The 22,494-nt window shown below is 72.3% G+C and carries 18 protein-coding genes; 13 read left to right on the top strand and 5 right to left on the bottom strand.

Translation table 11 applies throughout. The features are described 5' to 3' along the window. Positions 1-68: 68 nt before the first annotated feature. The 3 genes from Q4V64_RS40210 to Q4V64_RS40200 are packed head-to-tail and all read left to right on the top strand — an operon-like array spanning position 69 to position 3,282. Positions 69-773 carry a response regulator transcription factor gene (locus Q4V64_RS40210; RefSeq protein ID WP_124438480.1) on the top strand — a complete coding sequence of 235 codons (705 nt, stop codon included), beginning with the start codon at positions 69-71 and terminating at the stop codon, positions 771-773. Next, entirely contained in the window at positions 770-2,227 is a 1,458-nt protein-coding gene (locus Q4V64_RS40205) for a HAMP domain-containing sensor histidine kinase (protein WP_124438481.1), read from the top strand. Before Q4V64_RS40210 ends, Q4V64_RS40205 begins: the two co-directional genes overlap by 4 nt. A 53-nt stretch (positions 2,228-2,280) precedes the next feature. Next, positions 2,281-3,282, top strand: coding sequence for an NAD-dependent epimerase/dehydratase family protein (locus tag Q4V64_RS40200; RefSeq protein WP_124438482.1), 1,002 nt, complete (start codon positions 2,281-2,283; stop codon positions 3,280-3,282). 56 nt (positions 3,283-3,338) lie between these two features. Here Q4V64_RS40200 and Q4V64_RS40195 read toward each other — a convergent pair whose 3' ends face one another. Together Q4V64_RS40195 and Q4V64_RS40190 are read right to left on the bottom strand one after the other, a co-directional pair. Next, entirely contained in the window at positions 3,339-4,451 is a 1,113-nt protein-coding gene (locus Q4V64_RS40195) for a HAMP domain-containing sensor histidine kinase (protein WP_124438483.1), read from the bottom strand. Positions 4,452-4,453: 2 nt separating this feature from the next. Beyond that, positions 4,454-5,170 (bottom strand): response regulator transcription factor, encoded by a 717-nt coding sequence (locus Q4V64_RS40190; protein ID WP_124438484.1) that lies wholly within the window; start codon positions 5,168-5,170, stop codon positions 4,454-4,456. 193 nt (positions 5,171-5,363) lie between these two features. On the opposite strand from Q4V64_RS40190, the gene Q4V64_RS40185 reads away from it, so the two are divergent. The 3 genes from Q4V64_RS40185 (at position 5,364) to Q4V64_RS55540 (ending at position 8,037) form a co-directional block, all read left to right on the top strand. Beyond that, positions 5,364-6,023, top strand: coding sequence for a glycosyltransferase family 2 protein (locus Q4V64_RS40185; RefSeq protein WP_124438485.1), 660 nt, complete (start codon positions 5,364-5,366; stop codon positions 6,021-6,023). After that, entirely contained in the window at positions 6,014-6,640 is a 627-nt protein-coding gene (locus tag Q4V64_RS40180; RefSeq protein WP_124438486.1) for a DUF2064 domain-containing protein, read from the top strand. The genes Q4V64_RS40185 and Q4V64_RS40180 overlap by 10 nt, the downstream gene beginning before the upstream one ends. 620 nt (positions 6,641-7,260) lie before the next feature. Further along, positions 7,261-8,037, top strand: coding sequence for a methyltransferase domain-containing protein (locus tag Q4V64_RS55540; protein ID WP_124438530.1), 777 nt, complete (start codon positions 7,261-7,263; stop codon positions 8,035-8,037). On the opposite strand, the gene Q4V64_RS40170 is transcribed toward Q4V64_RS55540, so the two are convergent. Further along, positions 7,926-8,378 (bottom strand): hypothetical protein, encoded by a 453-nt coding sequence (locus Q4V64_RS40170; RefSeq protein WP_124438487.1) that lies wholly within the window; start codon positions 8,376-8,378, stop codon positions 7,926-7,928. The two genes, Q4V64_RS55540 and Q4V64_RS40170, sit on opposite strands and share 112 nt — an antisense overlap. A 47-nt stretch (positions 8,379-8,425) precedes the next feature. After that, positions 8,426-9,655, bottom strand: coding sequence for a molybdopterin-dependent oxidoreductase (locus Q4V64_RS40165; protein ID WP_124438488.1), 1,230 nt, complete (start codon positions 9,653-9,655; stop codon positions 8,426-8,428). Positions 9,656-9,768: 113 nt separating this feature from the next. Here Q4V64_RS40165 and Q4V64_RS40160 point away from each other — a divergent pair, with 113 nt between their 5' ends. From Q4V64_RS40160 to Q4V64_RS40145, 4 genes are all read left to right on the top strand, one after another. Next, positions 9,769-11,085 (top strand): hypothetical protein, encoded by a 1,317-nt coding sequence (locus tag Q4V64_RS40160; RefSeq protein ID WP_124438489.1) that lies wholly within the window; start codon positions 9,769-9,771, stop codon positions 11,083-11,085. Between the two features lie 124 nt (positions 11,086-11,209). Further along, on the top strand, positions 11,210-11,968 hold the full coding sequence (locus tag Q4V64_RS40155) for a hypothetical protein (protein ID WP_124438490.1): 759 nt from the start codon (positions 11,210-11,212) through the stop codon (positions 11,966-11,968). A 113-nt stretch (positions 11,969-12,081) separates the two neighbouring features. Continuing rightward, on the top strand, positions 12,082-12,414 hold the full coding sequence (locus tag Q4V64_RS40150) for a hypothetical protein (protein WP_148100371.1): 333 nt from the start codon (positions 12,082-12,084) through the stop codon (positions 12,412-12,414). Between the two features lie 146 nt (positions 12,415-12,560). After that, positions 12,561-15,659 carry a beta-N-acetylglucosaminidase domain-containing protein gene (locus tag Q4V64_RS40145; RefSeq protein WP_253266819.1) on the top strand — a complete coding sequence of 1,033 codons (3,099 nt, stop codon included), beginning with the start codon at positions 12,561-12,563 and terminating at the stop codon, positions 15,657-15,659. A 1-nt stretch (position 15,660) separates the two neighbouring features. Here the strand turns inward: Q4V64_RS40145 and Q4V64_RS40140 are convergent, their stop codons facing one another. Further along, positions 15,661-16,425 carry an SIS domain-containing protein gene (locus tag Q4V64_RS40140; RefSeq protein ID WP_124438493.1) on the bottom strand — a complete coding sequence of 255 codons (765 nt, stop codon included), beginning with the start codon at positions 16,423-16,425 and terminating at the stop codon, positions 15,661-15,663. A gap of 120 nt (positions 16,426-16,545) precedes the next feature. On the opposite strand from Q4V64_RS40140, the gene Q4V64_RS40135 reads away from it, so the two are divergent. The 3 genes from Q4V64_RS40135 to Q4V64_RS40125 all read left to right on the top strand — a co-directional run bounded on the left by Q4V64_RS40135 (position 16,546) and on the right by Q4V64_RS40125 (position 22,409). Next, positions 16,546-17,430, top strand: coding sequence for a MurR/RpiR family transcriptional regulator (locus Q4V64_RS40135; RefSeq protein WP_124438494.1), 885 nt, complete (start codon positions 16,546-16,548; stop codon positions 17,428-17,430). 114 nt (positions 17,431-17,544) lie between these two features. Next, a complete protein-coding gene (locus Q4V64_RS40130) occupies positions 17,545-21,786 on the top strand; it encodes an NEW3 domain-containing protein (RefSeq protein WP_303714017.1) in 4,242 nt (1,413 codons plus the stop codon). Continuing rightward, entirely contained in the window at positions 21,783-22,409 is a 627-nt protein-coding gene (locus tag Q4V64_RS40125; protein WP_124438495.1) for a peptidyl-prolyl cis-trans isomerase, read from the top strand. The genes Q4V64_RS40130 and Q4V64_RS40125 overlap by 4 nt, the downstream gene beginning before the upstream one ends. Positions 22,410-22,494 lie beyond the last annotated feature (85 nt).

The following is a 22,494-nucleotide window of genomic DNA, read 5'->3' as shown; positions in this document are numbered from 1 at the left end:
TCAAGTGGTTATCGATGTGGCCACGGAGGCCCCCGGCGCTCCGCCATCGGGATCGGGTGCAGCACTATATGGAGGTGGAAAAAGTACGACTCCTCGTCGTGGACGATGACCCGCCGATCGCCGATCTCGTCGCGACGGTCGCCCGCTATGAGGGCTGGGACGCGGTCACGGCGAACTCCGGTGAGGAGGCGCTGAGCCGCGCCGCGGAGTTCCATCCGGACATCGTGGTGCTCGATCTGATGCTGCCAGACCTCGACGGTTTCGGCGTGCTGGACCGGCTGCGCCGCTCGGGCACGATGGTGCCCGTGGTGTTCCTCACGGCCCGGGACGCCGTCGCCGACCGGGTGGCGGGACTGACCCGGGGCGGTGACGACTACCTGGTCAAGCCGTTCGCGGTGGAGGAGCTGATGGCCCGGCTGCGGACCGTGCTGCGGCGCAGCGCCGGGCCCGGGTTCCAGCGGTCGGTGCTCCAAGTGGCGGATCTGACGATGGACGAGGACACCCGCGAGGTGCGGCGCGGCGACAAGCTGGTCACGCTGACGCCGACCGAGTACGAGGTGCTGCGCTATCTGATGCGCAAGTCGCCGACCGTGCTGACCAAGGCGCAGATCCTGGACCATGTGTGGGAGTACGGCTTCGGCGGCCGCTCGAACGTGGTGGAGCTGGTCGTCAGCCGGCTGCGCCGCAAGCTCGACGAGCCCGACGACGGCAGGGCGCCACTGATCCACACCGTGCGGGGCTTCGGGTACGTGATCCGGCAGGCCGCCGAGTGATCCACAGGCTGAGGCGCGCCTACGGCAGGCTGCGCCTGGGCACCCGGCTGGCCCTGGGCCTGGGCGCCCTGGCGCTGGTCGTGTTCGCCGTCGTCGGCACGGCCCTGACGACGTACATGCGGGACTATCTGTCGGCCCAGCTCAACGACCAGTTGACGCACGCCCAGATCGCCCAGTCCAAGAGCATCGCGGACACCGGCACGCTTCAGGGAAAGCGGTACTACCGCTGGTACTACGCCGTGTACGACGTGTCGGACGGCACACCCGTGCTGCGCAAGCCCGAGAACGCCGGCGACACGCCGAAGGACATCGACGATTTCGATGCCCTGGCCCAGGCCCAGACCGGCTCGCCCAAGGAACTCCTGCGCACCGAGCACCTCAAGGGCGAGGGCACCTACCGACTGCGCGCCTGCGAGGTCGAACCGGGGGTGCTCCTGGTGAGCGCCGCCCCGATGGACGGCATCGACGACACCGTCACGCGGCTGATCACGATCCAGGCCGTCACGTTCGGGCTCGCGCTGCTGGCGCTGGTGATCTTCGGCCGGAAGATGCTGCGGCGCGGCTTGAAGCCGCTCAGCGACATGGCCTCGACGGCCCACGGCATCACCTCGCACGACCTCACGGAGTCGGCGGCCCGGCTGCCGCTGCGCGCGGACGGCCGGGACGGCGGCCCGGAGGTGGACGAGCTGCGCACGGCGTTCAACACGATGCTGGAGCACATCGACGACTCCCTCGCCGTGCGCGCGGAGGCCGAGCAGCGGCTGCGCCGCTTCGTCGCGGACGCCTCGCACGAGCTGCGCACCCCGCTGATGTCCGTACGGGGCTACGCGGACCTCTTCCAGTACGCCGCCGCCAACGCCCCCGAGGAACGCGACAAGCACCTGGCCCGGCTGCGCGCGGAGGCGGCCAGGATGGGCGTCCTCCTTGACGACCTGCTGCTGCTCGCCCGCCTGGACGCGGCCGAGGTGGAGGCCCCGCTGCGGCCGGTGGAGGCGGATCTGGTGGAGCTGGCCGAGCACGCGGCCGACGCCTTCCGCGCCGGCCACCCGCACCACCCGCTGACGGTGCGGACCGGCGCCGAGGCGCTGAAGCTGCGTCTGGACCCGCAGCGCATCCGCCAGGTCCTCGACAACCTGCTCACCAACGCCGCGGTCCACACACCGGCGGGCACGGAGGTGACCCTGACCGTCGGCGTCGAGTCCGGCCGGGCGCTGGTGCGCGTGGCGGACACGGGCCCCGGCATCCCGCCCGCCGACCGTGACCGCGTCTTCGACCGCTTCTACCGCGTCGACAAGGCCCGCAGCCGCGACCGCGGCGGCAGCGGCCTGGGTCTCGCGGTCGCGAACTCCCTGGTCCGGGCGCACGGCGGCACGATCGAGGTGAGCAGCCGGCCCGGGGCGACCGTCTTCACGGTGGTGCTGCCGCTGAGCTCCACGAGTCTTACGAAGCCGTGACGTGAGGGGCGCGGCCCGGTCGTCCGGGCTGCTCACGGCCCTAGCGTGAGCGTATGCGTGTACTGGTCACCGGCGGTGCCGGATTCATCGGGTCCCATGTCGTCGAGGCGCTCCGGGCCCGCGGGCACGAGCCCGTCGTGTACGACGTCCGGTCCGAACCGGCGGCGGACGTACGCAGCCCCCATTCGGTCCGCAAGGCCCTGACCGGCGTGGACGCCGTCTGCCACCAGGCCGCGATGGTCGGCCTGGGCGTCGGCTTCCGCGACGCCGCCGAGTACGTCTCCCACAACGACCTCGGTACGGCCGTGCTGCTGACCGCCATGGCCGACGCGGGCGTACGACGGCTGGTGCTGGCCGGGTCGATGGTGGTGTACGGGGAGGGCAGGTACGACTGCCCCCGGCACGGGACCTTCCGGCCGGGACCGCGTGCCGTCGCCGACCTGGACGCGGGGCGCTTCGAACCGGTCTGCCCGGAGTGCGGGTCCGAGCTGTCGCCCGGGCTGGTCGGGGAGGACGCCCCGGTCGATCCGCGCAACGTGTACGCGACCACCAAGCTCGCCCAGGAGCACCTGGCCGCGGCGTGGGCCCGGGCCACGGACGGGTCGGCGGTGTCGCTGCGCTACCACAACGTGTACGGGCCGGGCATGCCCCGCGACACCCCCTACGCGGGCGTCGCCTCCTTCTTCCGCTCGGCGCTGGCCCGCGGCGAGGCCCCGCGCGTCTTCGAGGACGGCCGCCAGCGGCGGGACTTCGTGCACGTACGGGACGTGGCCGCGGCCAACGTGGCGGCGCTGGAGGCGAGTTCACGCCCGGGCGAGCTCACGGCGTACAACACCGGCAGCGGCGAGCCGCACACGGTCGGCGAGATGGCCCGGGCGCTGGCGGCGGCGTACGGGGGCCCCGAGCCGGTCGTCACCGGGGAGTACCGGCTGGGGGACGTACGGCACATCACGGCGGACTCGGCGCGGCTGCGGGCCGAGTTGGAGTGGAAGGCCGAGGTGGGGTTCGAGCAGGGGATGCGGGAGTTCGCCCGGGCGGGATTGCGGGCGGACTGAGGGGGGATCGAGGGGGATCGAGGGATACGGCGCCCTGGGTGCCGTACCCCCGGCACTCACACCTCCGCCGTCGGCAGCGTCACCTCGAAGCGGCAGCCGCCCGGGATGTTGCGTACGGTGGCCCGGCCCTGGTGCGCTTCCACGATGCCCCGGACGATGGCGAGGCCCAGGCCCGCGCCGGCCGGCGGCGTCCGGGCGTGCGTGCCGCGCCAGCCGGTGTCGAAGACGCGGGGCAGGTCCTCCTCGGGGATGCCGCCGCAGCCGTCCGTGACGGACAGCACGATGCCCTCGGGCGAGCGCTCGGCGGCGATGGCGACCGTACCGTCGGCGGGGGTGCGGCGGATGGCGTTGACGAGCAGGTTGCCCAGGACCCGGCTCATCTCCTTGCCGTCCACCTCGACGGGCAGGGGCTCGACCCGGCTCCCCACCAGCCGTACGCCGTGCTCGCGCGCCAGCGGGTCGGCGCCCGCGAGGGCGTCGCCGACGAGGTCGTAGAGGGAGATCCGGCTCGGGCTCAGCGCCAGCGTGCCCGCGTGGATGCGGGAGAGCTCGAAGAGGTCGCCCACCATGTCGTTGAGGCGCTCGACCTCCGTGCGGATCTGCCGCAGATAGCGCTGAGGGTCGGCGGCGACCCCGTCCTCCAGGGCCTCGGACATCGCGCGCAGCCCGGCGAGAGGGGTGCGCAGGTCGTGCGAGATCCAGGCGACGAGTTCGCGCCGGGAGGTCTCCAGGGCGCGCTCGCGTTCCCGGGACTCGGCGAGCCTGGCGCTGGTGGCCTCCAACTCGCGGCTCAGCGCGGCCAGTTCGGCGGTCGCCGGGCCGTCGGGCGAGGTGAAGCCGCCGCCGTCGCCGAAGGAGCGGGCGGCGAGCGTGAGGGCCCGGCTGCGGGCGACGACCCAGCGGCCCAGCAGCAGGGCGGTGGCCAGGGAGACCACGGCGGCCATGGCGACGACGGTGGTGACGACCTTCAGGTCGTGCGCGGACAGGAACATCGCCTGCGCGACCGCGAGGGTGCCCGCGAGCATCGCGGTGACGGCGACGGTGGTGACCACGGCGAGGTGCGTGACCACCGAGCGCCGCCGGATCAGCAGCAGCACCCACGCACCGAGCAGGCCGGCCGCGGCGGCACCGAGGAAGGCGAAGAGGGCGATGAGGAGGGTGTCGCGCACGGTCAGGCCTCCTCGGGGGCGCTGTCGAAGCGGTAGCCCACGCCCCACACGGTCTGGATCAGCCGGGGCCTGGCCGGGTCGTCCTCGACCTTCCCCCGCAGCCGCCGGACATGGACGGTCACGGTCGACAGGTCGCCGAAGTCCCAGCCCCACACCTCGCGCATCAGGTCCTCGCGGCCGAAGACGCGGCCCGGGTGACGAAGGAAGAAGGCGAGGAGGTCGAACTCGCGGATGGTGAGGGCGAGTTCCGTGCCGTGCTTGGCGGCGCGGCGGGCCGACGGGTCGACGCTCAGCCCTGCCGCGCGCAGGACGCCGGCCGGCTGGGCGGGGCGGGCGCGGCGCAGCACGGACTCCACGCGCAGAACCAACTCGCGGGGGCTGAAGGGCTTGGTGACGTAGTCGTCGGCGCCGACCTCCAGGCCGAGGATGCGGTCGTCCTCGTCGCCGCGCGCGGTGAGCATGATGACCGGCACGGGTCCGCGCCCGCGCATCCGGCGGCAGACTTCGAGGCCGTCCATGCCCGGCAGCATCAGGTCCAGGACGACGAGGTCCGGCCAGTGCGCGGCGGCCCGGGCGAGCGCGTCGGGCCCGTCGCCGGCGCGGTCCACGACGTATCCGGCCCGGTCGAGGTATCCGGAGACGACCTCGGCGACCGTGGGGTCGTCGTCGACGACGAGGACCCGGGCCCCGGCCTGCGCGTACGGCTGCTGCTGCTCCATGCCGCCAGCCTCGCACCCTCCGCGCCCGGGCGCGGCCCTCCGCCTCCGACGTCCTTGTTTCGTAAGGAGCTGGAGTCCGTTATGCCCGTTTCGCGCTCGTAAGGTGAGAGCCGTGACGCCCTCTTCCGATCCCGATTCCGAACCCGAACCCGAACCTGATCCCGATTCCGATTCCGTTCCGTGCCCCACGTCCGTGGACGTCGTACTCCCCTGTCTCGACGAGGCCGAGGCGCTGCCCTGGGTGCTCGGGCGCATCCCGCCCGGCTGGCGGGCGATCGTCGTGGACAACGGGTCCACGGACGGCTCGGCCCGTATCGCCCACTCCCTCGGCGCGACCGTCGTCCGTGAGGAGCGGCGCGGATTCGGCGCCGCCTGCCACGCGGGGCTGACCGCCGCCGCGGCCGACGTCGTCTGCTTCTGCGACTGCGACGCCTCGCTCGACCCGGCCGACCTGGTGCCGTTCGTGCGCGAGATCCTGGCCGGGGACGCGGACCTGGTCCTCGGGCGGCGCCGCCCGCAGGCCCGAGGTGCCTGGCCGCTGCACGCCCGGACGGGCAACCTGGCCCTCGCCCGCCTGCTCCGCCGCCGCACCGGCCTGCGGCTGCACGACCTCGGCCCGCTGCGCGCCGCCCGGCGCGAGCCGCTGCTCGACCTCGGCCTCACGGACCGGCGCAGCGGCTACCCGCTCCAGATGGTCGTCCGCGCCGCCGACGCAGGCTGGCGCATCACCGAACACGACGTCCCGTACCGCCCGCGGGCCGGCGCCTCCAAGGTGACCGGCACCTGGCGCGGCACCTGGCAGGCGGTACGGGACATGAGCCGCGTGCTGGCGGAGAAGGGGGTATGCACGTGACACCGTCGACCACGGTCCTCGTCATCGCCAAGGAACCCCGCCCCGGCCGGGTGAAGACCCGGCTGACCCCACCCTTCACCCCTCACGAGGCGGCCGCGCTCGCGGAGGCGGCCCTGACGGACACCCTGGACACGGTCGCGCGGACGCCCGCGCGACGCCGGGTGCTGGTCCTGGAGGGCATGCCCGGCCCGTGGCTGCCGCCCGGTTTCGAGGTCGTACGGCAGTGCGCGGGCGGCCTCGACGAACGACTGGCCGCGGCCTTCGCGGACTGCGACGGCCCCGCACTCCTCATCGGCATGGACACACCCCAGGTGACCCCGGAGCTGCTCACGGTCGACTTCGCGGACTGCGACGCGTACTTCGGTCCCGCCGAGGACGGCGGCTTCTGGGCACTGGGCCTGGCCGAGCCGGACCCCGCGCTGCTGCGGGGCGTGCCGATGTCGACGCCGCAGACGGGTGCCGCACAGCGTGCGCGGCTCGACGGGCTGCGGGTACGGGACCTGCCCCCGCTGCGGGACGTGGACACGGCACACGACGCCGACCTGGTCGCCAAGTCGGCCCCCGGCGGACGCTTCGCCGCACAACTGGCCCGACTCACGACGGCCGAGGGCCGATGACCACGATCCGGACGACGACACCCCCGCGGATCCCGAGGCAACCGGGCACCGACCCGGCCGGCCGCCGAACGGGACCCGCGACGGAGACGGATGGCCGGGGGCCGAGGGCCGCCACGGACACCGACGAGCGGCGACCGCGGGACGCGACGGAGACGGACGAGCGGCGACCGGGGGACGCGACGGAGACGGACGGACATTGGCCGAGCGCTCCGACGGACGCGGACGGGCGTCGGCCCGATGCCCCGAACGCACCGCGGCCCGATGCCCCGACGGACCCGAAGGACCCGAACGCACCGCGGCCAGGCGCCGCGACCGACACCGGCCGCCGTTGGTCGGGCACCTCGACCGACAAGCGGGGTCCAGACCACCCGACGGACGCGAACGCACCGTGGCCAGGCACCACGACCGACACCAACCGGCACCGGCCAAGCACACCGCCCGACGGGCACCGGCCAGGCACCTCGCCCGATGCGAACGGGCGGCGGCCGGATGCCCCGACGGACCCCAACACACCGTGGCCAAGCACCACGACCAACACCAACCGGCACCGACCAGGCACCTCGACCGACAAGCAGCGGCCAGACCACCCGACGGACGCGAACAGGCGGCGGCCGGATGCCCTGGCAGACCCGCACGCACCGCGGCCAGGCGCCGCGACCGGCACCGGCCGGCGTTGGTCGGGCGCCCTCGTCGACGACCGTCCCTGGTCCGCCGACCCCTATACCGCCGCCCTGCGCACCGGCCAGGGGCCCCTCTTCCTGCGCCGGGCCGACGGCTGGCTGCTGCCGCTGGAGGTGGAGCGCTGGTGTGCGGACGCCGACATGGCCGACCTGGAGGTGCTGCGGCGCTGCGAGGGCGCGGTGCTGGATGTGGGCTGCGGGCCGGGGCGGCTGGTGGCGGCGCTGGGCGGACGGGGTCGGCGGGTCCTGGGCATCGACGTCAGCGAGGCGGCCGTGGCGTGCACCGTGCGGCTCGGCGGCCAGGCGCTGCGCCGCTCCGTCTTCGACCCGCTCCCCGGCGAGGGCCGCTGGGGCACCGCCCTCCTCATCGACGGCAACATCGGCATCGGCGGCGACCCGAGGGCCTTGCTCGACCGGATGGCCCAACTCCTCCTCCCCGGTGGCCTGTTGATCGCCGAGACGGTGCCGGACCTGGACCTCGACGAGCGGGTCCAAGTCCATGTCACCGACGCCCGAGGGGCCGCCGGCACGCCGTTCCCGTGGGCCCGGCTCGGCACCCCGGCCCTGCTGCGGCACGCGGGCGGCGCGGGCTGGCGTTCCGTCGATCAGTGGGCGGCCGGCGGGCGTTGCTTCGTCGCCCTGCGCAGCCGCAGCACGAACAGCAGCGCCGAACCGCCGAACAGCGCGGCCGTCAGCAGCAGCCAACGGGCGAGATAACCGTCCGTGGACATACCGGTGACACCGGCGTAGCGCCCCGCCACCCGCCCGCTGATCAGCGGAAACCACACGAGCAGGAGCAGCCCGGAGAGGGCGGCGGGCACACGGACGTACGCGACCCCCTCGTGGCGAGGGCCCGCCGCCCTGACCAGGCCACGGTCGAGCGTGCCGTACACCGGCAGCAGCACCAGGTCGTGGAGCAGGGCGGCTCCCACGAACCACAGCGTGACCCCGAACCAGTCCCCCTCCAGCAGCCGGACGCCCGCGTACGCGGCGAGGGCGAACGAGCAGACGAGCAGGAGCAGTTGGAGGGGACTGCCGAGAGGGATCCTGACTCGCATCACAGGTCTCCTCACAGGTCTCCTCACAGGTCTCTTCACAGGTCTCCTCACAGCTTTCCGAAAGTCATCCGGGCCACCCACTTGGTGTTGAGCACACCGGGTGCGGCCGGCACGATGATCCGCGCCGGGTGCCCGTGATCAGGGGTCAGGTCCTCGCCGTTGACGAACAGGGCGAGCAGGGAGCGCGGGTCGGCGACCTGGTTGGCGCGCAGGGCGGCCCGCCGGAAAGCGCCACGCCGTTGCAGCGACTCGACGAAGACGTCGGGCGGATCGTCGTACCCGACGAGCGCGGCGAGATCCCGCAGCCGTACGCCGCGCCACCACTGGTCGGAGGTCGACCAGCCCTCCACGCACGCGATGGGCAACGCGGCGCTGTGCAACGGTAGTTGAAGCAGATCGGCCCGGCTGAGCCGAACGGTTCCGGTGCGCCCCACGACGACCAGCCGCCAGGCCTCCTCGCTCGTCTCCGCCTCCCTGATCCCCGCGTACGCGGCCGTCTTGTTGACCTGGAACCCGGACGGCCCCGTACCCGGATCGGCGCCGCCGTGCGGTGCGAGGAGGGCGGTCCTGCGCAGCGCCCCGTCGAAGTTCTGCCCGACCGTGGTGACGAAAAGCAGCAGCGAGCCTCCGCCGACCAGCCCGAGGGCACCGCGCCGGGACACGGTGGGCTCGGCGGGCCGCAGAGCTGTCAACTCGCTTTCTCCTTCACCCGGTTGACGAAGTCGACGCAGATTGTGCAGAGCCGCAGGCGTCTTCAGCACCGCGTGCACGACGAACGCGGCGAAGAACACCCAGGCGCCGTAGAAGTGCAGCGGATAGAAGGAGCCGGGGAAGATGTAGTCGAGCTGCACGTTGAGCACACCGGTGACGAACTCGAACAGCGCTCCGCCGACCAGAAGCAGCAGCAAGATCCGCTCCAGCGCGTGCGCGACCGACCGCGCGGGCGGCAGCGTGAACAGCTTCGGCACGACCGACCACAGCTTGGCCAGCAGGACGGGGATCAGCACGATCCCGAGGGTGACGTGGACGCCTTGGATCAGCCGGTACAGCCAGTGCGGGTCGGTCGGCCAGGAGAAGAGGTAGAACCCGAGGATCCCCTTGTCCGGGGTCTTGTCGTTCACGGGCGACAGGTCCGGGTTGTAGGCCGCGTACGACAGCAGCCCGGTCACGAACAGCACGGTGATCCCGCCGAGCAGCACGACGCCGAGCACGGAGGTGAACCAGGGGCCGCGCAGGGGGCTGCGCCAGAACGCGGGCGAGAAGGGAGAGCGTGCCATGCCCCGACCGTAGGCCCGCACCACCCCCGAGGCGGGCCCGCGAACCATGACGAAACTCTGACGTTCGCCCTTGTCAGCCGTCCGGGCGAGGCCCCGCGGCCTAGCGTTTGCGCGTGAACCGCGATCTGAGACGTGACCTGTACGCGGCCCTGGCCGCCGCGCTCCTCGTGACGGCCGCCATCGTCATCGGCACCGCCATCCAGCACCGGTACGGCACGCTCCGCGTCGGCTGGCCGCCACTGCTGGCGACCTGGCACCCGCACGTCGGCCCCGGCACCCCGGCCGCGCTCGCCGTCGCGGTCGCCATGGTGGCGTACGGTCCCTCCCTCGCCGTCCGGCTGCCCTGGCGCGCGCTGCTCCTCGCCACCTGGGGCGCCGGCCTGGCCTGGACGTGGTCGCTGGCCCTGGTCGACGGCTGGCACCGGGGTGTCGCCGAGCAGCTGACGACCAAGAACGAATACCTCCGGGTCATCGACCGGTTCCAGGACATCCCCGCGGCCCTCCGGGGCTTCAACGGCCACATCCTGATCGACGCGCCGGACAACTGGCCGGCCCATGTCGCCGGGCATCCCCCGGGGGCCACGCTCACGTTCGTCCTGCTCGACCGGATCGGCCTGGGCGGCGGGGGCTGGGCCGGAGCCTGGTGCATCACCGTCGGCACGACGGCCGCGGTCGCGGTGCTGATCACCGTACGCATCCTGGCCGACGAATCCCTCGCCCGCCGAGCCGCGCCCTTCCTGATCCTGGCTCCGGCCGCCGTGTGGGTGGGCACGTCCGCCGACGGCTACTTCGCGGCGGTCACGGCGTGGGCGGTGGCGTTCCTCGCGCTTGCGGTGACGGGACGCCGGCCGGGGTGGACCGGCCTCGCGTCCGGGCTGCTGTTCGGCCTGACCATGTACCTCTCGTACGGCCTGACGCTGTTCGCCGTGATCGCGGCCGCCGTCCTCCTCCTGGGCTCGAACCGATGGCGCCCGCTCCCCTTCGTCCTGGCCGGCTTCCTGGTCGTCCCCGTCACGTTCACCGCCCTCGGCTTCGACTGGTGGGAGGCGTACCGACTGCTGGTCCGCCGCTACTACCAGGGCGCGGGCGGGGTCCGGCCGTACGGCTACTGGGTCTGGGCGAACCTGGCGTGCACGGTGCTCATCGTGGGCCCGGCGACGGTGGCGGCCCTACGCCGAACCGCCACCAACCTCACCCACCGCCGCTCCCGCCCCGCCGTCCGCCTCGCCGTGCTCGTGGTGGCAGCTCTCCTGGCCCTGCTCGTCGCCGACCTGTCCGGCATGAGCAAGGCGGAGACGGAACGGATCTGGCTGCCGTTCGCGGTGTGGCTGCTGCCGGCTTGTGCGTGGCTGACGGGGGTGCGGGGGTGGCTGGTCGGGCAGGCGGTGCTGGCGTTGTCGCTCAACCACCTGTTGTTGACGGGGTGGTGACGGCCGCGATCATCAGACGGCGAGCTTCTCCGACCAGCTTGTCCTGCCCGGCATGGGGTGGGAGGCTCTGGGCACGATGAGCAGGGGCTGAGCAGCGCGTGACGCACAGGTCATCAGGGGGAGCATGTCGCCAGAGACAAAAGACCGCGTCATCAACATCACCCTCGGCGCGGCTGCCGTTTTCTTCACCGCGCTCGCCTTCACCTCCAGCATCTTCGGAGGGAAAGAGGGGGAAAATCAGCGGTACTGGATCGTAGCCGGCGTCACATCTTCCGCGATTGCCGTGTACGTCGGGAACAGTGAGCGAGTCAGGCTGTCGGCGTACCGCGACAGAATGAAACAGTTGGCGACTCAAGCGGAGATGAACTACGAGAACCTGGTCGCCAATCTGGCTCCGAACGCCGCTCAGGCCGCTGTCATCGCAGACCGAACGCTTCCCTCGGCGGAGCGGGACGTGCGCAGAGGGCGACTGGACCAGTCGATCGCGGTAGGGGTGTCGGAGATCGCTGAGGGAACCCGTGGAGTCTTCTACTCGTGGGACTCCACTACTCGCCTGTTCAAACTCGTGTCCCAGTGGCCGGCGTCGGCCATACCAGAAGTTGACAGCGGTGAACCCGCCTATCCCGCACTTGAGTTGATCGCGAAGGACGGGATGGTCCTCGTGCGAGGCAACACTGCTTCCCCCTTCAACAGAACGGCGCCTTCTGTCCCCGACGAGCGGGTTGCCGTGGTCCAAGTGAAGGTGAACAAGGCAGTAATCGGCATCTTGGCAATGGATGGAAAAATGCCGTCCGCCGCGCCGAGTTCAGGCTTCACTCCTCGGGACGTGCGCGAACTCCTGCTGTATGCAGACCTGCTCGCGGCTGCTCTCGGAGCCGACTGACAACAGGGAGGTCTCACGTGTCTGCAGCCCGAAGAATGGCGGACAGCCGACTCTCGGCTCTGTTCGGCCGCAGCCGGAGGCGAACGCTGGATCCACCGGATGAAACCGGCTACATGTGGGACATCGAGTTCACTGCCGTGCGGGAGAGCTTGCATTCGTCCAATGAGTTCATCGCGACGCGCGGTGACGTGGAACGCCTGGCGGAAAACGAGGTGCGCCGACAATTCGCCGACGCGTATGAGGGGTTGCCCGGGGCACGAGGAGGTCTCACCGCGGCCGCGATCGGCGCCGGGACAGCGACGGCGTTTTTCGCGGTCATGGGCACCCTGTGGTTCGTACTGCCGGCCGTCCTGGCCATCGTCTTCGTCTCGGTGTTCTTCTGGGCAGGCGGCCGCAGGCGACCGGCATCCACCGACCGGCGTCGCGTCATGCGAACCGACGGCTGAAACACAGGCATTGAGCGTTTCGACGGCCGCGGCAACTCCACGGCGGTACGTCGCTCCGGCCACCATTGAATGATCTATTCAACACCCCTACCATCACTCGGTGGATGCATTCACCCACTTCGCCTCGGCCTCCGGAGGAGAACCCCGTGCTTCCACCCCCTCGCTTCAGACGTACGGCCACGGCCCTCCTGCTGGCCGTGGGTCTCACCCTCCCCTCCGCACACGCGTCGGCGGAACCACCCCCAGCCGCACCCCAGGTCTGGCCGACACCCCAGACCATGCACACGAAACCCGGCCAACTCACCATCCCCGACCGGGTCGTAGAAGTCGTCGGCCCCGGCACCGACCCCTCCGCCCGCCGTGTCGTGGAGGCCGTCCTGCGGGACGCCGGAGCCGACCGGATCACCACGGTCGACGCCGGTGAAAAACCTCCCGCCGCAGGCCTGACCGTCTACCTCGGAGGGCCGGACGAGAACAGCGCCACTGGGAAGGCGCTGAAGCAACTCGCCGCCTCGTCCCCCGACGGCCTCACCTCCGGCGGTTACGTCCTGGCGTCCGGCCGTAAGGACGGCCGGTCCCTCCTCGCCCTCTCCGGCGTCGACACCACCGGCACCTTCTACGCCGCCCAGACCCTGCGCCAACTGGTCACCACTGGCGACCGGTTGCCCGAAGTCACCGTCCGCGACTGGCCTACGGCCGCGCTGCGCGGAGTCGTCGAGGGCTTCTACGGCACACCCTGGACGCACGCCGAGCGGCTCGGTCAACTCGACTTCTACGGCCGTACGAAGCAGAACGTCTACGTCTACTCGCCCAAGGACGACGAGTATCTGCGCGCCCGCTGGCGCGACCCGTACCCGCCGGCCGCCTTGGACCGGATGAAGGAACTGGTCGACCGGGCCGACGCCAACCACGTCCGTTTCACCTACGCCCTCTCCCCCGGGCTGTCCGTCTGCTACTCCTCCGAGGCCGACATCGCGGCCCTCACCCGGAAGTTCGACTCGCTGTACGCCATCGGCGTCCGTTCCTTCGCGATCCCGCTGGACGACATCAGCTACACCAAGTGGAACTGCGCCGAGGACGAGAAGGAGTTCGGGAGCGGGGGCGGGGCGGCCGGTGCCGCGCAGGCCCATCTGCTCAACCGGGTCTGGCAGGACTTCACCGCCGGGCACGCCGACCTGCGCCCCTTGGAGATGGTCCCGACCGAGTACTCCGACCTCGCCGACTCCCCCTACAAGAAGGCACTGCGCGAGAAGCTGGACCCGTCCGTGGTCGTGGAGTGGACCGGCGTCGGCGTGATCGCGCCGACCATCACCGCCGACCAGGTCGCGCGGGCGCGCGAGGTGTACGGCCACCCGATCCTGGTCTGGGACAACTACCCGGTCAACGACTACGTCACCAGCCGTCTGCTGCTCGGCCCCTACACGGGTCGCGAGCCCGGTGTGGCGAGCGCCGCGACCGGTGTGACCGCCAACCCGATGGTCCAGGGCGAGGCCAGCCGGATCGCCCTGTTCACCTCGGCCGCCTATCTGTGGAACCCGGACGCCTACGATCCCCGGGCCGCCTTCCTCGCCTCGGTCCGCGATCTCGCCGGGCCCGACAGCGAGAAATGGCTGCGGGTCTTCGCCGAGAACAACTACTCGTCCCAGCTCGACGCGACCGAGTCCCCCACCCTCACCCGGCTCATCGCCGACTTCCGTACCGCCTACGAGCAGGACAGCGGACTCGACCGCGCGGCCGAGCGTCTGACGTCCTACTTCGCCGAGATGGCCGCCACGCCCGCCGAGTTGCGCGCCCGCCTCGACAACCCCGGCTTCCTGGAGGAAACCTCCGCCTGGCTCGACAAGCTCGGCCGCTACGGCACCGCGGGCGAGACCGCCGTGGACCTGCTGCTCGCCAACAAGCGGGGCGACACAGACGCCGTCACCACGTACTGGAACAGGCTCAGGGCGCAGCGCAAGGCACTGGACGCCATCCCGGAGCAGGTCTCGCCGGGTGTCATGGACCAGTTCCTCTATACGACGATGCTGGACAACGCCCCCGACCCCGGCGTCGACGCCGCCTTCGCTCCCGCCTCCCTCTCCTTGAAACCCGGCGCCTCACAGACGGTGACCCTTGCCCTGTCCGACAAGCGGTCCACTGCGGCGAAGAGCGTCACCTGGAAGCTCGACGTGCCCGAGGGTGTCACCGCCTCGCCCGCCGAGGGGACGGTGACCGTGCCGGCCGGGGGCAGCGCCTCGGCCTCCGTCACCCTGACCGCGGCCACCCCGGGCGTCCACTCCGTGGTGGTGTCGGGCGACGGCGTCCTCGACCGCGCGATTCCGGTACAAGTGAGCCAGGGAACAGGCACGTTCAAGGCCCTCACCGCCAACTTCAGCGGGGCGTCGGTCAGTTCCATCGACCTCGGCTCCGGCAAGAGCACCGACATCGCCGTCGGCGACAACCCCGGCGAGGTGGTCGTCAGTGCCGACGGCCGTACCGCCTACGCCGCCAACCAGGGCTCGAACACCGTCAGCGTCATCGACGTCGCCGAGAACACCGTCACCGCCACGGTCGCCGTCGGCCGCGTCCCGGCCGGCCTCGCGCTCACGCCCGACGGCGGCACACTCTGGGTCGCCAACTACACGGACGGTACCGTCCAGCCCCTCGACACCACCACGCTGACAGCGGGCGCCCCCGTCCCGGTCGGCTCCGGGCCGGAGAACATGGCGATCACACCCGACGGCCGGACGCTGTACGTGGCCGACATCCACGACAACACCGTCACCCCGGTCGACCTCTCCACCGGGAAGGCCGAAACCGCCGTCGCCGTGGGCCCTCGCCCCTTCAACGTCGTGGCCGCGCCCGACGGGAAGACGGTCTACGTGTCCAACTCCGGCGGCTCGACCGTCACCCCCATCGACACCGCCACGAACGACACCGAGGCGACGTTCCTGGTCACCGGCCAGGCCTACGGCCTGGCTCTCTCTCCGGACGGCCGCACCCTGTGGGTCAGCCCCAGCACCGGCAGCGCGGTCACCCCCGTCGACACGGTCACCGGCGCCCCCGGGACAAGCGTCGAGGTCGGCAGGTCGGCCTTCGACGTGAGCCTGGACTGGAACGGCCGTACGGCGTACGTCACGACGGCCGACGGGAACGTCCTGGTACCGGTCGACACGGCCTCGGGCACCACCCGGGCGCCCCTGACGACCGGCGCCTATCCGCTGGCCGTCGCGCTGACGCCGCTGCCCGTGGAGAGCGTCGAGTAGGTCAGCTCGCGGTGCGCCGGATCCGTCCGGCGTACCGCTTCTCCAGCTCCAGGTTGCCCTCGAAGCCGCCGGGCACGTTGGCCGAGACATAGACCGGCGGCCGCTCCCCGGCGGCGAGCAGCAGGGCCGACGCCTGCGCGACCGCCATCTGCACCAGCATCACGCCGGTGAGCGTGGACAGGGCGCACACGGCGCCGCCGCCGGGCAGTTCCAGGAGGGCGTCGCCGCGCGGGGCCGCGTTGTCGAGGACGACGTCGGCGAGGTCGACGAGCTTCTTGCCGCTGGAGTGGGCGGCGGGGACGGCCCGCGTATGGGTGAGGGAGGTGATGGCCAGGACGCGGTGTCCCTGCGCCTTGGCGTGCAGGGCCATCTCCACGACCACGCTGTTGACGCCGGAGTTGGAGATGACGACGAAGAGGTCCTGGGGATGCGGGGCGGCGAGGTCGTAGATCCGCGCGGCCACACCCGCCTGGCGCTCGAGGAGCGGGTCGTCGAGGACGCTCGGGTCGTCGCCGCCGTACAGGACGAGGTCGGCGATGCTCAGTCGGTTGGTGGGCACCAACCCGCCCGCGCGGCCGGCCAGTTCGAGCACGATCGCCTGGGAGTGGCCGGTGCCGAAGGCGTGGATCACGCCCTCCGTGCGCACGCACTCGGCGATCAGCTCGGCGGCGCGTGTCACGTCGTCGCGGGCGGACTCGGTGACATGCTGGAGGACGGCCAGGCTCTCGCGCGCGAACCCCTGGGCGCTGACGGACTCGACGGACACGCGACACTCCCTAGCTGATGGATTGAACCACCCTGTATATCTCCATCGGTGAATCAATAAATCACAGGACGGTCCTGGTATTCAATCTGCCCGGTGAACGGTGGCTGATACATTCTTGCCATGCCCCCGACCGACGTCACCACCCTGATCCGTACCGAGCTGCCCCGGCTGGCCGGCTCCCTGCGGAAGGTCGGCGAGCTGATCCTGGAGGATCCGGCCGCCGTCACCCACTGTTCGGCCGCCGAGCTGGGCCGCCGCACCGGCACCTCCCAGGCGACGGTGACCCGTTTCTGCCGTGCGATCGGCCTCGACTCCTACCAGCATCTGCTGATCGAGCTGGCCCAGGAGCGCGGCCGCGGCGAGGTCTCCGACTGGGGCACCGCGGAAATCGGCCCGGACATCTCCCCGGACGACGACCTGGAGCGGGTCGTGCAGGTCGTCGGCAGCGCGGACCTGCGCGCGGTGCAGCAGACCATCGAGCGGATCGACCTCGACGCGATCGAGCGGGCGGCCCAGGCCACGGCCCGCGCCCGGCGCATCGACGTCTACGGCGTCGGCGGCAGCGGCGCGGTGGCCCAGGAGACCGAGACCCGGCTGTTCCGCATCGGCTGCGCGGTGCGCGGCTGGACCGAGGTGCACGCCGCGACCACCTCCGCCGCCCTGCTCACCCCGGCCGACGTCGCCATCGGCATCTCGCACTCCGGCGCGACCCGCGAGACCATCGAACCGTTCGAGCTGGCCAAGGAGCGCGGAGCGACGACGGTGGCGCTCACCGCCGATCCGCGCTCGCCGCTCGCCCGGACCGCCGACATCCGGCTGATCTCCTCGTCCTCGGAGACCAGCTTCCGCACCGGCAGCATCGGCGGCCGGCACTCCGTGCTCGTCCTCATCGACTGCCTGTACGTCCGGGTCGCCCAGCTCTCCTACCAGCGCGCGAGCGCCTCACTGGCGCTGACCGACCACATCACCCCGCAGCATGCGGTGAAGTCACGCCGCGCACGGTGATCATGACCGGGCATGCATGGATGAACCACCGAGGAAACGCGAAGATGGTTGTTTGAACCATCCCTTCGGTGCCACGATGGGGCCCCGCCGAGCATCCTCGTAGGAGCCCCTCCCATGCGCGTGACTTCTGTCGAGTCGACCGAGCTTTTCGTCGGAACCACCGCGCAGCCGCGCCAGGTGGTGGCCGTCGAGCTGAGCCACACTCCCGGCCGGACCGTCCGCCTCACGGTCGAGGGCCCCGGCCTCGCCGGTCAGACACAGGCGACGGCGGCCGACGACGGCACCGTGCGCGCCGAGATACCCGTGACGGCCGACGGTCTCACTCCCGGCGAGAGCCGCGAGATCACGGTGACCGCCGCCGACGGAGACCGACTCGCCCACCACACCGCTGAGTTCACCGTCGCCGAACCCGGCTGGACGATGTTCATGGTCAGCCACTTCCACTACGACCCCGTCTGGTGGAACACCCAGGCCGCCTACACCGAGACCTGGGACGTCGCCGACGACCCCGCCGCCACCGGCCTGCCCGCCCGCACCTTCGACTCGCGCGGCCAGTCCGGGATGAGCCTGGTGCGGGCGCACTGCGATCTGGCGCGGCGCGACCCGGCGTACACCTTCGTGCTCGCGGAGGTCGACTACCTCAAGCCGTACTGGGACGCCTTCCCCGAGGAGCGGGCCTTCCTGCGGGAGCTGATCCGCACCGGCCGCGTCGAGATCATGGGCGGCACCTACAACGAGCCCAACACCAACCTCACCGGCGCCGAGGCGACCGTCCGCAACGCTCTCTACGGCGACGGCTTCCAGCGCGCGATCCTGGGAGCCACGCCCGAAACCGCCTGGCAGCTGGACGCCTTCGGGCACGATCCGCAGTTCCCGGGGCTGATGGCGGACGCGGGCGTCACCTCCAGTTCGTGGGCGCGCGGGCCGTTCCACCAGTGGGGGCCGACGCTGTCGGTGTTCGGCGAGGAGCCGCGGGATCCGCAGCGGATGCAGTTCCCGGCGGAGTTCAGCTGGATCGCCCCCTCGGGGCGCGGGCTGCTGACCGCGTACATGGTCAACCACTACGGCGCCGGCTGGGCGATCGACAACGCGCCGACCCTGCCCGAGGCGGAGGCGGCCGCGCTCAAGCTGTTCAAGGGGCTGAAGAAGGTCGCGCTCACCCGGAACGTGCTGCTCCCCGTCGGCGGGGACTACGCGCCGCCGTGCCGCTGGGTCATGGGGATCCACCGGGACTGGAACGCCCGATACGTCTGGCCGCGCTTCGTCAGCGCGATCCCCCGGGACTTCTTCGCCGCCGTCCGCGCCGAGCTCGACGCGGAGGGCCGCAAGGCCTCCCCGCAGACCCGCGACATGAACCCGGTCTACACCGGCAAGGACGTCTCCTACATCGACACCAAGCAGGCCCAGCGGTACGGCGAGACGCTGCTCGCCGACGCCGAGGCCTGGGCGACGCTCGCCTCGCTCGTCACCGGGCACCCCTATCCCGACGCGGCGCTCGACAAGGCCTGGCGGCAGCTGATCTACGGCGCCCACCACGACGCCATCACCGGCTCCGAGTCCGACCAGGTCTACATCGACCTGCTCACCGGCTGGCGGGAGCTCGCCGACCTCGCCGAGACCGTGCACGCCGACGCCACCGGCGCCCTCGCCGACCGGGTCGCCCCGGGCGATGGCCCCGACCTGGTCGTCTTCAACTCCGCGAGCTGGCAGCGGCGGGACGTGCTGACGGTCGCCGATCCCGGGCGGGTCCCGCTGGACGACACCCGCCGGCCGCTGCCCGCGGTACGCGACGACGACGGGCGGCTGCGGGTCGTCGTGCCGGAGGTGCCGGGCATCGGGCTCAAGGCGCTCCCGCTCGGCGAGGGTTCCGTACCCGGCTGGGCCCCGGGCGAGGGGACGACGATCCGCAACGAGTTCTACGAGGTGACGGTCGACCCGGCGCGCGGCGGCGGCGTCAGCGGCCTGCGGGCGCTCGCCGAGGCCGAGGGCGGCCGGGAGCTGCTGCGCCCCGGCGACATCGGCAACGAACTCGTCGTCCAGGAGGAGTACCCGAGGCACCCCCGCTTCGGCGAGGGGCCGTGGCATCTGACCCCGACCGGCACCACCGTCGCCCGCAGCCGGAACGTGACGGCTTCCGTGACGGTGGAACACTCTCCGGCCGGGTCCCGCCTCACCGTCACCGCCGACCTCGGCCTGTTCCGGTACACACAGAGGCTGTGTCTGTGGACGGGCGTCGACCGGCTCGACGTGTCCACCACCATCGACGGCTACGACGGCGCCGACCGGCTCATCCGGGTGCGCTGGCCGTCCGACGTGCGGGGCGGGCTGCCGGTGCACGAGGTGGCGGACGCGGTGATCGGGCGCGGGTTCGGGTTCGTGGAGGTGGACAGCGAGCGGTTCCCGTGGACGCTGGACAACCCGGCGAACACCTGGTTCGGCCTCGGCTCCACCGCGCGGGTCGCGGTCCACGACGACTCCGGCGCCTACCTCGGCCAGCGCGCCATCGGAGTCGCCGAGCTGGTGTACCCGGACTGGGACGCCGCCGGTGACCTCGGCACCCCGCTCGCGGCGGCCCTCGTCCGCGCGGGCGTCACCGCGACCTCGACGATCGCGGGCGGCCCCCGGTACGGCGACCTGGAGGTCGACTCCAACCTCCCCGACATCCGGATCGCGATCGGCGGCCCGGACCGCAACTCCGTGGTCGCCGAGGCGCTGGGCTGGGACCCGGCCGCCGGGCGGGAGCTGCGACGCCGGCTGACCGAGCGCGGGGTGGCCGCCGTATGGGTGGCTCCGCGCGCGGGGCTGCGCGAGGAGTGGGTGCCGGGTGCCGATCTGCGGGACCTCGAACGGCTGCCGCTGCTGGTGGTGGCGGGCGCCCGCCCCGAGGACGACGCCAAGGCGGTCGACACGCTGATCGCCGACCTGGACGACGCGACCGTCACGGCCACGGCGGCGGGCGGCGGCGAGGCGCTGCCGCCGGGCGACGCCTGGGACGGGCGCGGCTTCGCCGTCCTCAACCGGGGCACGCCCGGCTGTGTGGTCACCGCCTCCGGCGACCTCTACATGTCCCTGATGCGCTCCTGCACCGGCTGGCCGTCCGGCATCTGGGTCGACCCGCCGCGCCGTACGGCTCCCGACGGTTCGGCGTTCCAGCTCCAGCGCTGGTCGCACACCTTCGAGTACGCCGTCGTGGCGGGTCACGGCGACTGGCGTGAACTCCGGCTGCCCGCGCGCGGCCACGAGTTCAACCATCCGCTCACCGCCCGGCCGCGGACCGGCGCCGAGGCACCCGCGCCGCTGCCCAGGGCCGCCTCCCTGCTGACGCTGGAGCCCGCCCGCGAGGTACTGCTCGACGCCCTCAAGCCCCTCGGCTCCCCGCTCGCCCGGGGCAGCGGGGCGCCCGCCGACCCGGGGCGCGGTGTCGTCGTCCGGATGCACGAGGTGAACGGACGGCCGGTGCGGGCGCGGGTGCGCGGGCCGGTGGAGTGGACGCGGGGCGCTCGTGCGGACGTGCTGGAGCGGCCCGGGGAACCGCTGGCGCCGGGCGGGGACGGGGTCCTGGACGTCGGTCTGACCGGCTTCGAGGTGGCCACCGTCCTGGCCACGCCCTCGGCGGGACCTGGGCAGGACCCCGGCCCCGGCGTCGCCGCGCACGAGCCCGCCCAGCCCGTGCACACCCGATACTGGCTCCACAACTCCGGCCCCGCCCCGCGCGGCAACATGCCCGTCGCCGTCTACCTCTCGCCCGCCGCGCTCACCGCCTCCGGCCCCGTCACCACGACCGTCCGGGTCGGCTCGGAGCTGACCGACGCGCCGGTGTCGGGCACGGTGACCTTCGAGGTGCCGCCCGGCTGGTCCGCCCAACCCGCCGAACTGCCCTACGCGTTGGGCCCGGGCGGGTTCACCCTGGCCGAGGTCACGGTGACGCCCCCGCCGGACGCCGCACCCGGCCGCCACTGGCTGGCCGCGCGGCTGTCGTACGGCGGGCAGACGTACGAGGACGCCGTGGCCCTCGACGTACCCGGCGGGCACACCGGGCCGACGCTGGTGTCCCGCCTGGGCGTGGAGCGGGTCACCGTACGCGAGGGCGAGCGGGCCCGGGTTCCGGTGACCGTGCGCAACACCACCCGGGGGCCGGTCGGCGGGCAGCTGTGGGCCGTGTCGTCCTGGGGCACCTGGCCGGGGGTCGGGCCGGGCTGCCAGGGGTTCACCGTGGCCGGCGGTCAGGAGCTCGAGTGCGTCATCGAGGTGGACGGTTCGGCGGTGCCGCCGGGGTCGTACTGGCTGATGGCGAAGGTCGCCTGGCACGGCTGCGTCGCCTACACGGAGGCGATCGTGCTGGAGGTGACGCCATGACCGAGCATGCGGCCCTGGTGCAGGGGGAGGCGGTCCCACGGGACCGCGTGGACGCCCTGCTGAAGGCCGTCCCGGCCCGCGACCGCGAGACCCGCCCCGAGTCCCTCGCCCGCGCCGAACGGCAGCGGCGGCGCTGGGCGACCCAGGTCGTGGTCACCGACGAACTCGCCCGCCGGGCCTGCGCGGACCGGGGACTGAAACCCCCTTCGCAGGTGTCGCCGGCCCAGGTGCTCGCCGTGGCCGAGACCGACGTCGCCGACCTCGGCAGCATCGTCGCGGCGGCGCTCGCCCACTCCCCGGCGGCGCGCGTGCTGCTGGCGGAGCTGGAGCGCGAGCAGCACGTCCCGGAAGCGGCCGTACACGACTACTACGACCGCAACCGGGACCGCTTCCTCACCCCGCAGGCGCTCCGGCGCGGCGTCGACCCCTTCGGCGGGGCGGCGGAGGCGGACTTCCTGCAGTACGAGGACGTGCGCGGCGGCATCGTGCGGGAGCTGCGGCGGGCGGGCGGCCGACGGGCCTTCTTCGACTGGCTGGACCGGGCTCGTGCCGGTGTGGTGTACGCGCACGGGCACGAGCACCCGGGCGATCCGTCCCACCCGGACCACGAACACCGGCACTGATCTCCCACGGAACCGAAACGCAACACGGCAAACCATTGACCTCCGATGAATTCTGGTCCACATTTTCATCAATCGGAGTCGAAGT

The sequence above is a fragment of the Streptomyces sp. NL15-2K genome (genome assembly GCF_030551255.1).
Classification (GTDB): domain Bacteria; phylum Actinomycetota; class Actinomycetes; order Streptomycetales; family Streptomycetaceae; genus Streptomyces.
Note: the sequence above shows the minus strand (reverse complement) of the source record. Positions and strands in the feature narration are given on the sequence as shown.

Excerpts from the sequence above, each read along its gene's own strand:
- Q4V64_RS40210 (WP_124438480.1), top strand. The coding sequence starts at position 69 with ATGGAGGTGGAAAAAGTACGACTCCTCGTCGTGGACGATGACCCGCCG.
- Q4V64_RS40200 (WP_124438482.1), top strand. The coding sequence starts at position 2,281 with ATGCGTGTACTGGTCACCGGCGGTGCCGGATTCATCGGGTCCCATGTC.
- Q4V64_RS40190 (WP_124438484.1), bottom strand. The coding sequence starts at position 5,170 with ATGGAGCAGCAGCAGCCGTACGCGCAGGCCGGGGCCCGGGTCCTCGTC.
- Q4V64_RS40180 (WP_124438486.1), top strand. The coding sequence starts at position 6,014 with ATGCACGTGACACCGTCGACCACGGTCCTCGTCATCGCCAAGGAACCC.
- Q4V64_RS40170 (WP_124438487.1), bottom strand. The coding sequence starts at position 8,378 with ATGCGAGTCAGGATCCCTCTCGGCAGTCCCCTCCAACTGCTCCTGCTC.
- Q4V64_RS40165 (WP_124438488.1), bottom strand. The coding sequence starts at position 9,655 with ATGGCACGCTCTCCCTTCTCGCCCGCGTTCTGGCGCAGCCCCCTGCGC.
- Q4V64_RS40155 (WP_124438490.1), top strand. The coding sequence starts at position 11,210 with ATGTCGCCAGAGACAAAAGACCGCGTCATCAACATCACCCTCGGCGCG.
- Q4V64_RS40150 (WP_148100371.1), top strand. The coding sequence starts at position 12,082 with ATGTGGGACATCGAGTTCACTGCCGTGCGGGAGAGCTTGCATTCGTCC.
- Q4V64_RS40135 (WP_124438494.1), top strand. The coding sequence starts at position 16,546 with ATGCCCCCGACCGACGTCACCACCCTGATCCGTACCGAGCTGCCCCGG.
- Q4V64_RS40130 (WP_303714017.1), top strand. The coding sequence starts at position 17,545 with ATGCGCGTGACTTCTGTCGAGTCGACCGAGCTTTTCGTCGGAACCACC.
- Q4V64_RS40125 (WP_124438495.1), top strand. The coding sequence starts at position 21,783 with ATGACCGAGCATGCGGCCCTGGTGCAGGGGGAGGCGGTCCCACGGGAC.